12 protein-coding genes are annotated in these 13,826 nt (G+C 62.5%); 7 read left to right on the top strand and 5 right to left on the bottom strand.

Going from position 1 to position 13,826, the window contains the following annotated elements; genetic code table 11:
• Nucleotide 1: 1 nt before the first annotated feature.
• The 4 genes from coaE to AA309_RS04955 are packed head-to-tail and all read right to left on the bottom strand — an operon-like array spanning nucleotide 2 to nucleotide 2,929.
• On the bottom strand, nucleotides 2-619 hold the full coding sequence (gene coaE, locus AA309_RS04970; RefSeq protein WP_047187896.1) for a dephospho-CoA kinase: 618 nt from the start codon (nucleotides 617-619) through the stop codon (nucleotides 2-4).
• Complete coding sequence (locus AA309_RS04965; RefSeq protein ID WP_047187895.1) at nucleotides 616-1,464, bottom strand: shikimate dehydrogenase; 849 nt, start codon at nucleotides 1,462-1,464, stop codon at nucleotides 616-618. Before AA309_RS04965 ends, coaE begins: the two co-directional genes overlap by 4 nt.
• Nucleotides 1,465-1,476: 12 nt before the next feature.
• Nucleotides 1,477-2,094 carry a Maf family protein gene (locus AA309_RS04960; RefSeq protein WP_047187894.1) on the bottom strand — a complete coding sequence of 206 codons (618 nt, stop codon included), beginning with the start codon at nucleotides 2,092-2,094 and terminating at the stop codon, nucleotides 1,477-1,479.
• 4 nt (nucleotides 2,095-2,098) lie between these two features.
• A complete protein-coding gene (locus AA309_RS04955) occupies nucleotides 2,099-2,929 on the bottom strand; it encodes a pyruvate, water dikinase regulatory protein (RefSeq protein WP_047188173.1) in 831 nt (276 codons plus the stop codon).
• A 484-nt stretch (nucleotides 2,930-3,413) separates the two neighbouring features.
• On the opposite strand from AA309_RS04955, the gene hemE reads away from it, so the two are divergent.
• The 3 genes from hemE to rho all read left to right on the top strand — a co-directional run bounded on the left by hemE (nucleotide 3,414) and on the right by rho (nucleotide 6,405).
• Nucleotides 3,414-4,451 (top strand): uroporphyrinogen decarboxylase, encoded by a 1,038-nt coding sequence (gene hemE / locus AA309_RS04950; RefSeq protein ID WP_047187893.1) that lies wholly within the window; start codon nucleotides 3,414-3,416, stop codon nucleotides 4,449-4,451.
• An 8-nt stretch (nucleotides 4,452-4,459) separates the two neighbouring features.
• Nucleotides 4,460-4,882 (top strand): protoporphyrinogen oxidase HemJ, encoded by a 423-nt coding sequence (gene hemJ, locus AA309_RS04945; RefSeq protein WP_047188172.1) that lies wholly within the window; start codon nucleotides 4,460-4,462, stop codon nucleotides 4,880-4,882.
• Nucleotides 4,883-5,139: 257 nt separating this feature from the next.
• Nucleotides 5,140-6,405 carry a transcription termination factor Rho gene (gene rho / locus AA309_RS04940; RefSeq protein WP_047187892.1) on the top strand — a complete coding sequence of 422 codons (1,266 nt, stop codon included), beginning with the start codon at nucleotides 5,140-5,142 and terminating at the stop codon, nucleotides 6,403-6,405.
• A 336-nt stretch (nucleotides 6,406-6,741) separates the two neighbouring features.
• Here the strand turns inward: rho and AA309_RS04935 are convergent, their stop codons facing one another.
• Nucleotides 6,742-8,757, bottom strand: coding sequence for a thioredoxin domain-containing protein (locus AA309_RS04935; protein ID WP_047187891.1), 2,016 nt, complete (start codon nucleotides 8,755-8,757; stop codon nucleotides 6,742-6,744).
• 144 nt (nucleotides 8,758-8,901) lie between these two features.
• Between AA309_RS04935 and mnmE the strand changes: the two genes are divergently transcribed.
• The 4 genes from mnmE (at nucleotide 8,902) to AA309_RS04915 (ending at nucleotide 13,820) form a co-directional block, all read left to right on the top strand.
• Nucleotides 8,902-10,212, top strand: a complete 1,311-nt coding sequence (mnmE, locus tag AA309_RS04930) for a tRNA uridine-5-carboxymethylaminomethyl(34) synthesis GTPase MnmE (RefSeq protein WP_047187890.1) — start codon at nucleotides 8,902-8,904, stop codon at nucleotides 10,210-10,212.
• Nucleotides 10,213-10,483: 271 nt separating this feature from the next.
• Nucleotides 10,484-12,361 (top strand): tRNA uridine-5-carboxymethylaminomethyl(34) synthesis enzyme MnmG, encoded by a 1,878-nt coding sequence (gene mnmG, locus AA309_RS04925; RefSeq protein WP_047187889.1) that lies wholly within the window; start codon nucleotides 10,484-10,486, stop codon nucleotides 12,359-12,361.
• Nucleotides 12,358-12,984 (top strand): 16S rRNA (guanine(527)-N(7))-methyltransferase RsmG, encoded by a 627-nt coding sequence (rsmG, locus tag AA309_RS04920; RefSeq protein ID WP_047187888.1) that lies wholly within the window; start codon nucleotides 12,358-12,360, stop codon nucleotides 12,982-12,984. The genes mnmG and rsmG overlap by 4 nt, the downstream gene beginning before the upstream one ends.
• Nucleotides 12,981-13,820 (top strand): ParA family protein, encoded by an 840-nt coding sequence (locus AA309_RS04915; protein WP_150117391.1) that lies wholly within the window; start codon nucleotides 12,981-12,983, stop codon nucleotides 13,818-13,820. The genes rsmG and AA309_RS04915 overlap by 4 nt, the downstream gene beginning before the upstream one ends.
• The last annotated feature ends 6 nt before the right edge of the window (nucleotides 13,821-13,826 follow it).

Genomic DNA, 13,826 nt, shown 5'->3' with positions numbered 1-13,826 from the left:
GTCAAACACTCTTCTTCAAGAATTCACGGCGGCCAGGCCGTCCCGCAAGGCAAGCAAGGATAGACCGCACCTGCGCCTCGGCGGAAGCAAAGGTGCGGCTCGTATCGACAATAAAATGTGCGTGGGCACGCTTTTGCGCATCCGGCATCTGTTTACTGAGGATTGCTTGAAATGTCTCTTCCGTCATGCCGTGCCGCGCCATCACGCGTGCACGCTGCACGTCCGCGGGAGCAGAGACGACCAGAACCGCATCGCAGCGCTTGTCGCCGCCGGTTTCGAGAAGAAGGGGGATATCGAGCACGGCGAGCGATGCGGTTGCCGAAACATGTGTGAGGAAATTTTCTTCCTCTTCGCGCACCAACGGATGCACGATGCTCTCGAGCAGTTTCAGTTTTTCGGCGCTGTTGAGCACGGCTTGCCCGAGCTTGCGGCGATCCACCACACCCTCGACGACGGTTCCGGGAAACGCTTTTTCGATCAGTGGCGTGGCGCGCCCGCGATAGAGCGCGTGGACGGCGGCATCCGCATCATGCACTGGAACACCGAGTTTTCGGAAAAGATTGGCGGTGGCCGATTTTCCCATGCCGATGGAGCCGGTGAGCCCGAGGACGAAGGTCATGCCGCGCCCTCGATGTCGGCGACGATCAGCGCGCGTAGGTCAGGTGTCACTTCGGGCCTCACGCCGAACCAGCGCTCGAATCCGGGCACGGCCTGGTGCAGCAGCATTCCCAGACCATCGACGGTTCGCAGACCCTGCGCCGCGGCAGCCGCGAGCAGCGGCGTTTTCAACGGGACATAGACGATGTCCGAGACGATTGCGTTGTCGGGCGCTTTGTCGAGATCGATGAGCAGCGGCGGCTGCCCCGCCATGCCGAGCGAGGTGGTGTTGACGATGAGCTGCGACCCTGCAAGCGCGCCGTTGAGTTCGTCCCACGCAAGGGCCGCGAGTTTCACGGCGCTGTAGCGTTCGAAATCGCGAACGAGTTCCTCAGCTTTCGACACGGTGCGATTGGCGACGACGATGCGCTTCAACGGCCGGTCCTGCAGACCCGCAACGATGCCGCGCGCCGCACCGCCCGCGCCGAGAACGAGCGCTGTGTCCACAGCTTGCTCCCAGCCGATCCCCAGACTCTGATCGAGATTGGCCATGAAGCCGAGCACATCCGTGTTGTCGCCCCACAGCACGCCGTTCTCGATCCAGAGCGTGTTGACGGCCTTCAGACGCTCGGCGCGTTCCGTCCTGCGCGCGACGCCGGCGAAAGCCGCTTCCTTGTGCGGGATCGTGACATTGCCGCCGGCAAAACCCTGCTCGTGAAACTTCCGCAGGAAGTGACCGAAGTTCACAGGCTCGACATCGATTCGCTCGTAAGAGCCCGCGATGCCGTGCTCCTTCAGCCAATGGCCGTGAATGAGCGGCGAGCGGGAATGCTTGATCGGATGGCCGACGACGAAGGCCTTGGTCATGACGTGCAAGTCCTAGAGAGAAAGGCAGCCGAGACGGCGCAGGGCCGACAGAAGCGGAAGCAGCGGCAGCCCGAGAACGGTGGAATGATCGCCCTCGACGGAATCGAACAGGTGAACGCCGAGACCCTCATATTGATAGACGCCGACGCTATGGAGCACGCTGGGGCCAGCGAGTTCGAGATAAAGATCGATGGCCTCGTCCGTCAGGGGACGCATCGCGAGAATGGCGGTGGTCACGAAGCTCTCCACCACCTTCCCGCCGATGGCGATGGCGCCGGCGGAATGGAGCGCATGGCTTTTTCCCGAGAGCGCCTGCAGCTGGCGGCGCGCGGCTTCGCGATCATCCACTTTGTGAAACACGCTCGAGCCGCAGGCGAGAACTTGGTCGGCGCCCAGCACGATGCGTCCCGGATGACGGCTGCTCACGGCCAGCGCTTTTTCGGCGGCAAGACGTGCGGCCAGAGCGGGTGGATCGAGCCCTTCGCTTTGCGCCGCTTGTTCGATGGCGCGTTCATCGACGTTCGAGCTTTGTGTCTCGACCGACAATCCTGCGCCGACAAGCAGCCCGAGCCGCGTTGCGCTGGTCGATGCGAGCAGCAGTTTTTCCGAGGCAGTCCAGAGCGCGGGCATTGTTCTACTCCGCGAGGGATTTCAGGCGATGGTCGCGATAGAGATCGATGATCGCCGCCGCCGTCTCCTCGATGGAACGGCGCGTCACGTCGATCACCGGCCAGCCATGGCGTGCGAAGAGCCGACGCGAGGCCGCGATTTCCTCCGCCACTGCCTCGCGATCCACATAGGATGTATCGTCATCGGCGTTGAGACTGAGCAGACGGTTCTGCCGGATCTGCACGATGCGCTCGGGCGTCGCGACGAGGCCGACGATGAGAGCCTTCTTTGCCGCTTCCAGATTGGGTGGCAGCGGCATGCCCGGGACGAGCGGGAAATTGGCCGTCTTCAACCCACGATTGGCGAGATAGACGGCCGTTGGCGTTTTCGAGGTGCGGCTCACGCCCATGAGGATCACATCGGCCTCGTCCAGATCGTCAGGCAGATGCCCGTCATCGTGCATGAGGGTGAAGTTCATGGCGTCGATGCGCTTGAAATATTCCGCGTTCAGCATGTGCTGCGCGCCGGGCCGCGCGGTGGAATGGGTGCCGAGATAGGAGGAGATCAGCGAGTGCACCGGGGCGAGCACGGAGAGGCATGGCGAGCTTGTGGCGCGGCAGACATCTTCCAGGCGCGTCATGAGGTCTGGATCCACCAGGGTGTAGAGCACGATACCAGGGGCGGCTTCGATCTCGGCGAGCACGCGCTCGAGCTGCGTGGTGGAGCGCACCAGCGGATAGACATGCTCGATGGCAGCCACCCCTTCATATTGCGCCACCACCGCGCGGGCGACGGTGATCAGGGTCTCGCCGGTCGAGTCGGAGACGAGATGGAGATGGAAGTAGCTGCGTCCCACCACGGCGGTTCTCCTGGTGCATCGGACCTAAAAGTGGAAACCACTTTTAGGACCCATCCGATGCTTTCTGGTCAATTGGCGCATCGTGCGGAAAACCGGGTCCATTTTTCCGCACGATGCGCAAAGGAGTCGATAAATGTGGATAGAACGGCTTAATTCAGAGGTCCAGGGCAGGGGGCTGTGATCTGTCGGGCCAGCCATCAACAGAGCAGCTTCATGTGTGAGTCTGAATTCTCAACCATGGGGGAATCCGGCACGAATCACCCTCCAGCTTGGCGTTAACGTCCCGTTCAAATTCGTTAACGAGCTGTTAAGGTTTAAGAATTCGGAAATAATTGAGGCAAGGCCGCCCCACCCGTTAATGAACAGTTAACGGGTTGGCCGATGTGGAGAGATTGTGGACGGGCTTGCGGCTTTGTGATTCACGGCCCAAGAGAAACATCAGATTCTTAGATTCAAAGATTATTCTTATTAGAGAGGGCTTGTGAGCGAGCGTCCCACCAAAGCGATCCTCCGCGTGCTGAACGGCGAGCCGGTCTGGCCTCTGCCGATCTGGATCATGCGTCAGGCCGGCCGCTATCTGCCGGAATACCGCGAGACCCGGAAGCAGGCGGGTTCCTTTCTCGACCTCTGCTACAGCCCAAGGCTCGCCGAGGAGGTGACCCTCCAGCCGATCCGTCGTTTCGGCTTCGATGCCTCGATCCTGTTCTCCGACATCCTGGTCATTCCCCATGCGTTGGGCCAGGACGTGCGCTTCGTCGAGAACGAGGGACCCAGGCTCGATCCCGTCACCTCAGAAAGGGATTTTTCCAGGCTTGCCGATGAGCTGCCGCTGGAGCGGCTCGACCCGGTCTTCGAGACCCTCGACCGCCTCAAGCAGTCTCTCCCGAAGGAGACCACCCTTCTGGGCTTCTGTGGCGCACCCTGGACGGTGGCGAGCTACATGATCGCCGGCAAGGGCACCCCGGACCAGGCGCCGGCCCGGCTCACCGCCTATCGCGACCCTGCCTTCATGGATGCGCTCATCGACCGTCTGGTGCGGGCCTCCACGGCCTATCTCATCCGCCAAGTCGATGCGGGCGCGGAAGCGGTCCAGATCTTCGAGAGCTTCGGCTCGGCCTTGCCGCCAGCTCTCTTCGACCGGCTCTCCCTCGATCCGATCCGCCGCATGGTGGAAGGCTTGAAGGCTGCCCGGCCCCAGGCCAAGGCCATCGTCTTCGCGCGCGGCGGCGGCGCCAATCTTCACCGCTTCGCGTCAGCCGGGATTGGCGATGCACTCGCCCTCGACTGGACGCTTGATCCGGCTGCTGTGCTGCCGACCCTGCCGGGCACGGTTGCGACCCAGGGCAATCTTGATCCACTCGCGTTGATTGCCGGGGCTGAGCCGATGGAGCAGGGGATCGACCATATCCTGAATGCCGTGCGCGGCCGCCCGCATATCTTCAATCTCGGCCACGGCATCCTGCCGGAGACGCCGATCGCGCATGTCGAGCAGATGATCGCTCGCGTGCGGGAGGCTTGAAAACAATGCTGTATCTCTGGATCAAGGCGTTTCACGTCATCGCCGTCATCGCCTGGATGGCGGGCATGCTCTACCTGCCGCGTCTCTTCGTCTATCATTCCGACGCGCCGAAAGGCTCCATCCAGTCCGAGACCTTCAAGATTATGGAGCGGCGCCTGCTCAAGGCTATCATCAACCCGGCGATGATCGTCGTCTGGGTGCTCGGCCTTTACATGATCTGGGACGGCGGCTGGTACACCTCCGGCTGGCTCCACGCGAAGGTTCTTCTCGTGCTGATCCTCTCCGGCATGCATGGCGTCTATGTTCGCAGGTTCAAGGAATTCGCCGCGGACAAGAACACGCGGCCCGCGAAATACTATCGCATCCTCAACGAGGTCCCGACGGTGCTCATGATCGGCATCGTGATCCTCGTGATCGTGAAGCCGTTCTGATTATCAAGCCGTCATCCCGGATCGGCGGAGTCGATCCGGGATGACGCCTTCCAAAAGGACTATCCAAACAGGACTTGAGAAACGGCCCAAATACGGGTAAAAGAGAGTCCTCTTCCATAAAAGACAGGTTGCGCTGCACGGGCCCTCAGGGCTCTCTCAAGTCACCTCCGTGAACTGGGCGGCCCTGTCGAACATTTCCCCGATCTCCCCGCGCACAGTGAACCTGCCCGCGCATTTTACCCCGAGAGTGTTCCCCGATGAGGGAAATCAAACTTCAAGACCTGAAATCCAAATCCCCCACCGAACTCATTGCCTTTGCCGAGGAGCTCGAGGTCGAGAACGCGAGCACGATGCGCAAGCAGGAGCTCATGTTCGCCATCCTCAAGCAGCTCGCGGCGCGCGAGGTTGAGATCATCGGCGCGGGCGTGGTCGAGGTGCTGCAGGACGGCTTCGGCTTCCTCCGCTCCGCCGATTCGAACTACCTGCCGGGCCCTGACGATATTTACGTCTCACCCTCGCAGATCCGCCGCTTCGGCCTTCGCACCGGCGACACGGTGGACGGCCCGATCCGGGGCCCGAAGGAGGGCGAACGCTACTTCGCGTTGCTGAAGGTCAACACCATCAATTTCGAGGATCCCGAGAAGATCCGGCACAAGGTCCATTTCGACAACCTGACGCCGCTATTCCCGCACGAGCGCTTCAAGCTCGAGATCGACGATCCGACACGCAAGGATTTCTCGCCGCGCATCATCGACATCGTCTCGCCCATCGGTAAGGGCCAGCGCGCGCTCATCGTCGCGCCGCCGCGTACCGGTAAGACGGTGCTGATGCAGAACGTGGCGCAGTCGATCACCACCAATCACCCCGAGTGCTACCTCATCGTGCTGCTGATCGACGAGCGCCCGGAAGAGGTGACCGACATGCAGCGCTCCGTGAAGGGTGAGGTCGTGGCCTCCACCTTCGACGAGCCGGCGACCCGCCACGTGCAGGTGGCCGAGATGGTGATCGAAAAGGCCAAGCGCCTCGTGGAGCATGGCCGCGACGTGGTCATCCTGCTCGACTCGATCACGCGTCTGGGCCGCGCCTACAACACGGTGGTTCCGTCTTCGGGCAAGGTCCTCACCGGCGGTGTGGACGCGAACGCCCTGCAGCGTCCGAAGCGCTTCTTCGGTGCCGCGCGCAACATCGAGGAGGGCGGTTCGCTCACCATCATCGCGACCGCGCTCATCGACACCGGCTCGCGCATGGACGAAGTGATCTTCGAAGAGTTCAAGGGCACCGGTAACTCGGAAATCATCCTTGACCGCAAGGTCGCCGACAAGCGGACCTTCCCGGCCATCGATATCACCCGCTCCGGCACCCGCAAGGAGGAACTGCTGGTGCCTAGCGACACGCTCAAGAAGATGTACGTGCTGCGCCGCATCCTCAACCCGATGGGCACGGTGGACGCGATCGAGTTCCTGCTCGACAAGCTGCGTCAGACCAAGTCGAACCAGGAATTCTTCGACTCGATGAACACCTGATCTTTCCGCGTCATATGTCAGACGATCAGCCCCATCCTCTCGTTGAGAGGGTGGGGTTTTTGTTTGGCATGCTGAATGCTGTTGGCGAAAAGACGTGGATGGCCGCAACGGGTGTGGCCATAACGAAGTGAAGATGGCGCCCCATCATGGCCGGGCTTGTCCCGGCGATCCACGTCTTCTTTCCACTCGGATCCTCAAAGCACCCCCATCAGGAACAGGATGAGCAGGGTGAGACCGACGGAGATGAGAAGCGAGCCTGCGCAGCCGATCCGATTCGAGAAGAAAAAGAACATCGTCACTCCCGCATGGATGTGAGATGAAAAGCTCCGCGATGCGTCACTGTTCCTGCGACGCCAGCATCTCCTTCACCTGAGTCGTCAGAGCCTCAGGCGTGGTGACCGGAAGCGAACAGCGCATGCCAGCGCAGACGAGCGCCTGTGCTTTGTCGTCCGATGATGCGAGGACCTTCGCAGGATGGTTCTCGTCGAGAGCTTCACCAGGTTGGAGCAGACGCACGCTCCGGTCGAGATAAGGCACGCGCAGCGCCGCCTCGTGAAGCGGCTTCGCATTGTTCCCCGTGACGAGAATACTCACACCTCGCAGATGCAGATCGAGAGCATTGAGGATCGAGGTGTGCCCGAGAGGGGAAGAGCGGGCGACGCCGACGAGCCCTGTCAGGACCTCCGTCGCGCGCTGATGGTCGGATTGGGTCTCCGTGATTTGCGCGAGCCGCACGAGCGCTTCCGCGAACATGCCGTTGGCATTGGGCACTGCTTCGTCATGAGTCGGCTGCGGACGCACCACAAGCGGATCGGCGCTGCGTGCTGTCATCGCGAGACAACCCGTCTCCTCGATCATGAACTCTGTGAGCAGCACATCCCGCCAGGTTTCCGCATCACGCAGGTAGGATGCATCGCTCGTCGCCTCATAGAGGGCGAGAGCCGCCCGCATCATGGCGGCGTGATCAAGAGCGAAGCCGGGAAAGATGAGCGATTCTGCGCGCCATGAGTGGCCGAGCCTGCCTTGACGGTTCATCGACTGGTGAATGAAACGATAGGCGTGCTGAGCCAGGGTGATCCATTCCGGATGGTCGAGGAGGGGGGCCGCACGAACGAGGGCGGCGATCATCTGCCCGTTCCAATCGGCGAGCACCTTGTCGTCGAGCCCGGGCCGGACGCGGGTGGACCGCCGCTCCATCAGTTTCGCCCGCATCGCGGCGAGACGCTCTTCAACCGGGGCAGGGGCCTCGCCGGTGATCAGCCGGTTCGGGATGTTGTGGCCCTCGAAATTTCCTTCCTCGGTGATGTCGTAGACCTTCGCGAAATAGGCGGCATCCTCCTCGCCAAGAGCCTCTCGAATCTCAGCGAGGCTCCACACATAGAAGCGGCCTTCCTCGCCTTCGGAATCGGCGTCCAGGCTGGAGGCGAAGGCGCCCTCCGGCGTGATCATCTCCCGCCGGAGCCAAGTCACAATTCCCTCCGCAGCATCCTTGAACAAGGCGCGCCCGGTCTCGGCATGGGCTAGAGCGTAGAGTTCCAAGAGCTGCGCATTGTCGTAGAGCATCTTTTCGAAATGCGGCACGAGCCAGCGCTCATCCACCGAGTAGCGGGCAAAGCCTCCACCGAGATGATCGCGGATACCGCCGAGCGCCATCTGCTCCATGGTCAGAAGAAACCGCTTGCGAGCCTCTTCGTCGCCGGCGCGCCGGGCATAGCGGAGAAGATAGTCGAGGATCGTCGGATTCGGGAATTTCGGCGCGCCCTGAAGGCCGCCATGCTCCGTGTCGATCAACTCGGCAAGGCGCAGGCCCATGCGGTCGAGATCGGCGAGACCCAATGTGCCGCCGTCGGATTCCGCACCTCTCGCCAAATGCTGCTTCAGGGCATCCCGGTTCTTGAGGATGCGCTCCGGCTCCGCGTGATAGAGGCGGCTGATCTCCCTGAGCACTTGGACGAAGCCGGGACGACCGAAACGCGGCTCCTTGGGGAAATAGGTGCCGCCCCAGAATGGCTCTCCATCAGGCGTCAGGAACATGGTGAGCGGCCAGCCGCCGTGTTCGCCGAGAAGGTGGAGGGCGCTCATATAGACATGGTCGACATCGGGCCGCTCCTCCCGGTCGACCTTGATGTTCACGTAGAGCTCGTTCATCACCGCCGCGACGTCCGGGTCCTCGAAGCTCTCGTGGGCCATCACGTGACACCAATGGCAGGCGGCATAGCCGATGGAGATGAGGATGGGCCTGTTGAGCCGCTTCGCCTCGGCGAGGGCCTCCGGTTCCCATTCCCACCAATGGACAGGATTGCTCTTGTGCTGCAGGAGATAGGGTGAACTGGCATTCCCGAGGCGGTTCATGGATCCTGCTCCTGCCTGTTGGTTCGCTCACGTGAAACGGACCAATCGATTCGGATCAGAACCGATCCTTGATCCGTCTCGCGTTAACGCGTCACCAACGATAATCGCCCGATCGGGTGAGAGGTCCATAGAGGTTCTTTGCCCATGCGCTCGGATGATACCATCTTCGCCACCGCCTCCGGCCATGGTCGCGCCGCCGTGTGCATCATCCGGATCAGCGGGCCGCAGAGCCTGACCATTCTGGAAACCCTCGGCGGCCGCGTGCCCGAGCCGCGTCATGCTGCCGTGCGGATCTTGAGGGAGCCCGCCTCGGGAGAGTCGCTTGATCAGGCGCTCGTGCTCTGGATGCCGGGACCACGGAGCTTCACAGGGGAGGACCAGGCCGAGCTTCACATCCATGGCGGCCTCGCCACGAGGGCGGCGGTGCTCAAAGCCCTCGGCGCGATCGCTGGCTGCCGTCCGGCCGAAGCGGGAGAGTTCACGCGCCGTGCCTTCCTCAATGGGCGCATGGACCTCTCCCAGGTCGAAGGCCTCGCCGACGTGATCGATGCGGAGACGGAGGCGCAGCGCCGTCAGGCCATGCTCCAGCTCGAGGGCCGTCTCGGCAATGCGGCCGAGCGGTGGCGCGAGGGCATCCTCCAGGCTCTCGCTCTGCTGGAAGCGAGCCTCGACTTTTCGGACGAAGGGGATGTGCCCGAGGATCTGGAGGTCGACATCCTGAGCCGGCTCGATCATCTCCATGCCGAGATCGAGCAGGCGCTCTCGAACCGCGGCGGCGAGCGCCTGCGCGAGGGTTTTACGGTCGTGCTCGCCGGACCCCCCAACGCCGGCAAGTCGACGCTTCTCAATGCGCTCGCCCGGAGGGATGTGGCCATCGTCTCGCCGATTGCGGGAACCACCCGTGACGTCATCGAGGTGCATTGCGATCTGGGAGGCTTGCCCGTGGTGATCGTTGATACCGCGGGCCTGCGGGAGAGCAGAGATGTGATCGAGCAGGAGGGCGTCTCCCGTGCCCGCACCCGCGCGCAGAATGCCGACCTCGTGCTCTGGCTCATCCCGCCGGGAGGTGCGGAGACCGGTGCGCCGCCGGCCCGCCGGCTTCTGAAGGTCGGCACCAAGGCGGATTTGGATCGGAGCCGTCACGATTGCGACCTCTTTATCTCGGCCTCGACCGGGGAGGGGTTGCCTGAGTTGATCGCCGCGCTGGAACACGAGGCCGAGACGGCCTTGGGCGAGGGCGATGCCATTCTCACCCGGGAGCGCCATCGCAAGGCTCTCGAACGGGCACACCGCTCTCTGACCGCCGGACGGGAGCTGTTGGCAGCGCGGGGTCCTCTGGAACTTGCCGCGGAGGAAGTCCGTCTGGCGGCTCGTGCGGTAGGCGAGATTACGGGTCGGGTCGATGTCGAGGATGTGCTGGATCGCCTGTTTTCCAGCTTCTGTATCGGCAAGTAGCCGGGTGCGTCGTGCGCAAAAGCGGGCACGGTTTCGGGTCGGGGGCTATCACGGTAACGATGAAGCGAATCTGTGCGACTCTGCGCGACGCCTGTTCACGAATCGGTTGAATGGTGCTGAATGCCCTCTGCACAGCCGGTGTGGATCCTGTGCAGAACCGGTGGGCGGGGCGAATGTTTCACGTGGAACATTTTGCCCTTTTGACCTCTTCGCCGCCAGGTCCTAGACCCCAGGCATGGAGAATCCTGTGAGTCAGCTCTCAACACGTGACATGTTCGATGTGGTCGTGGTCGGTGGTGGCCATGCGGGTGCCGAGGCGGCCGCTGCCTCTGCGCGCATGGGCGCGCGCACGGCTCTTGTGACGCACAAACTCGCGACCGTTGGCGCCATGTCCTGCAATCCGGCCATTGGTGGTCTCGGCAAAGGCCATCTCGTGCGCGAGATCGACGCCCTCGACGGTGTCATGGGACGCATGGCCGACAAGGCCGGCATCCAGTTTCGCCTCCTGAACCGCCGCAAGGGACCTGCCGTTCGCGGTCCCCGCACCCAAGCCGACCGGAAGCTCTATGCCCGGGCGATCCAGACCGAACTGCTCCAGACCGAAAACCTCATCATTGTGGAAGGGGAGGCGGACGACCTCCTCGTGCAGGACGGGCGCGTGACCGGCCTGCTTCTGACAGATAGTCGGACGCTCACGGCGGGCGCCATTGTCATCACCACCGGCACTTTCCTGTCTGGCCTCATCCATATCGGCGAGAAGAAGATCCCGGCAGGCCGCATGGGCGAGCGCCCTTCGCTTGGTCTCCCGAAGACCTTTGCGCGACTCGGCTTCACCCTCGGCCGCCTCAAGACCGGCACGCCGCCGCGTCTCGACGGCCGCACGATCGATTGGGCCGGAATCGACAAGCAGGCGGCGGATGACGACCCGGTGCCGTTCTCGCTCCTGACGGACCGGATCACAACGCCCCAGATCGAGTGTGGGATCACTCGCACCACGGCCAAGGTCCATGAGCTGATCCGAGGCAATCTTCACCGTTCGGCCATGTATTCCGGCGATATCCAGGGCACCGGCCCGCGCTACTGCCCCTCCATCGAGGATAAGGTGGTGCGCTTCGGCGACCGCGACGGGCACCAGATCTTCCTCGAACCGGAGGGCCTGGACGACATCAAAGTCTATCCCAATGGGATCTCGACCTCTCTGCCCGAGGACGTGCAGCTGGAATTCCTGAAGCATATCCCGGGCCTCGAGAAGGTGCGGATGCTTCAGCCGGCTTATGCCATCGAATACGATTATGTGGACCCCCGAAACCTGACGGCCGGGCTCGAGACCAAGGCGGTGAGGGGCCTCTTCCTCGCGGGTCAGATCAACGGCACGACAGGCTATGAGGAGGCGGGTGCTCAGGGGCTTGTGGCTGGCATCAACGCCGCCCGCCGCGCGGCCGGACAGGAGAGCGTGATCTTCGACCGGGCCGAGTCGTACATCGGCGTACTGATCGATGACCTGATCACACGCGGGGTCAGTGAGCCCTACCGGATGTTCACCTCCCGCTCGGAATACCGCCTGAGCCTGCGCATCGACAATGTGGACGAGCGCCTGACGGGGAAGGGGCTGGAGATCGGCTGTGTCGGGTCCGAACGTGAAGTCCACTTCCGCCGCTCTCAAGGTGAAATGCGCTCCATCCGTGAGAAGCTGCAATCCTTGAGCCTCACACCCCAGGAAGCGGCGCGCCAGGGCATCGGGCTGAATCAGGACGGCATTCGCCGCAGCGCCTATCAACTGCTCTCCTATCCAACGATAAGCTGGGACGACCTCGTCAAGGCTTGGCCGGAGCTCTCTTCCGTGAGCCCGCAGGTTCAGGAGCGGCTGGAGACGGATGCCACCTACGCCGTCTATCTCGACCGGCAGCAGGCGGATATCGCCGCCTATCGTCGAGACGAGGGGATCGTGCTGGAGGAGACGCTCGACTTCCAGGGACTCCCGGGTCTGTCGAACGAGATCAAGGCCAAGCTCGTTCTGGTCCGTCCCAGGACTCTGGGGCAGGCGGCTCGCATCGAGGGCATCACCCCTGCTGCGCTCACGCTTCTGGCTGCTCACGCAAAGAAAGCCATCGTAAAGGGATCGCGTTCAGTTGAGCCGGTGGCATCATGAAAGCGACCGCATCCTCCTCCACCGATCTGAATGTTTCACGTGAAACACACGAGAAGCTGGAGCTTCTGGAGCGTGAGCTCCGCCGGTGGCAGGCGATCAAGAACCTTGTTGGCCCGGCGACGCTCGACCATATCTGGGACCGGCATATCGTCGACTCCCTCCAGCTTCTGGAACTGGTCCCCGAGGCCAAGACCTGGATCGATCTCGGTTCTGGCGCCGGATTTCCCGGTCTTGTGCTCGCCATTGCCGGGCAGGAGAGGGGGCTGAAGGTTCACCTCGTCGAGAGCAATTCCCGCAAGTGTGCCTTCTTGCGCCAGATCGCCCGCCTCACCGGGGCCTCGGCTACGGTCCACGAGGCGCGACTTGAGACAGTCCTTCCCGGCTTCGTGGGCAGGGCCGATGTGGTGTCGGCCCGGGCGCTCGCCTCCCTGACCCAGTTGCTGGAATGGACTGAGCCCATGTTGAAAACGGGGACAATCGGCCTCTTTCCCAAAGGACGTGAGGTCGAGTCCGAATTGACCGAGGCCCGGAAAAGGTGGACATTCAAGGCAGATATCCTGCCAAGCCGTACCGATTCTGAAGCCAGGATTCTCCGCATAACCTCCATCGAGAGCCATTCATGATGACCGACCGCAGCGAATCCGAAGCTGGAGCGCGTGGTGTGAAACCACGCATTCTTGTGCTCGCCAACCAGAAGGGCGGCGTCGGCAAGACGACGACGGCCATCAATCTCGGTACGGCTTTGGCCGCCATCGGCGAGAAGGTGCTGATCATCGATCTCGACCCGCAAGGCAATGCCTCGACCGGCCTCGGAATCGACCGCAAGAGCCGTCAGGTCTCGACCTATCACGTGTTGGCCGGTGAAGCCTCGCTCCCAGAGAGCATCACCGAGACGGTGGTGCCCGGTCTCTGGCTGGCACCCTCGACTCTCGACCTGCTCGGCGTCGAACTGGAGATCGCAAACGAGCGTGATCGTGCGCATCGCCTCCGCGCGGCAATTCAGGGCTTGGCGGCCGATCAGGTAAAAGAACCTTTTACCTATGTCCTTATCGACTGCCCGCCTTCTTTGAATCTCCTGACCATCAACGCCTTGACCGCTGCTGACGCGGTTCTGGTCCCCCTCCAATGCGAATTTTTTGCTCTGGAAGGTCTCAGCCAGCTGCTCACAACGGTCGAACAGGTCCGGTCGGCCCTAAACCCGGATCTCACGATCCATGGCGTGGTGCTCACCATGTTCGACCCCCGCAACAACCTCTCAGGGCAGGTGGTTGCGGACGTGCGCGAGTTCATGGGCGACAAGGTCTATGAGACCATGATCCCGCGAAACGTCCGCGTCTCGGAGGCGCCGTCTCATGGCAAGCCGGTGCTGCTCTACGACATCAAGTGCACGGGCTCGCAAGCATACTTACGATTGGCATCCGAAGTCATTCAGCGTGAACGCGCCCTGCGCGCCGCGTAACAAGAG

Origin of the sequence: Microvirga vignae (assembly GCF_001017175.1) — a bacterium.
GTDB classification, from domain to species: domain Bacteria; phylum Pseudomonadota; class Alphaproteobacteria; order Rhizobiales; family Beijerinckiaceae; genus Microvirga; species Microvirga vignae.
The sequence above is the reverse complement of the archived record's forward strand: the minus strand, read 5'-3'. Positions and strand labels throughout refer to the sequence as shown.

Bases quoted from the DNA above. Each gene is read 5' to 3' on its own strand.
- mnmG (WP_047187889.1), top strand. From the start codon at position 10,484: ATGTTCGATGTGGTCGTGGTCGGTGGTGGCCATGCGGGTGCCGAGGCG.
- AA309_RS04915 (WP_150117391.1), top strand. From the start codon at position 12,981: ATGATGACCGACCGCAGCGAATCCGAAGCTGGAGCGCGTGGTGTGAAA.
- rsmG (WP_047187888.1), top strand. From the start codon at position 12,358: ATGAAAGCGACCGCATCCTCCTCCACCGATCTGAATGTTTCACGTGAA.
- mnmE (WP_047187890.1), top strand. From the start codon at position 8,902: ATGCGCTCGGATGATACCATCTTCGCCACCGCCTCCGGCCATGGTCGC.
- AA309_RS04935 (WP_047187891.1), bottom strand. From the start codon at position 8,757: ATGAACCGCCTCGGGAATGCCAGTTCACCCTATCTCCTGCAGCACAAG.
- coaE (WP_047187896.1), bottom strand. From the start codon at position 619: ATGACCTTCGTCCTCGGGCTCACCGGCTCCATCGGCATGGGAAAATCG.
- AA309_RS04960 (WP_047187894.1), bottom strand. From the start codon at position 2,094: ATGCCCGCGCTCTGGACTGCCTCGGAAAAACTGCTGCTCGCATCGACC.
- AA309_RS04965 (WP_047187895.1), bottom strand. From the start codon at position 1,464: ATGACCAAGGCCTTCGTCGTCGGCCATCCGATCAAGCATTCCCGCTCG.
- rho (WP_047187892.1), top strand. From the start codon at position 5,140: ATGAGGGAAATCAAACTTCAAGACCTGAAATCCAAATCCCCCACCGAA.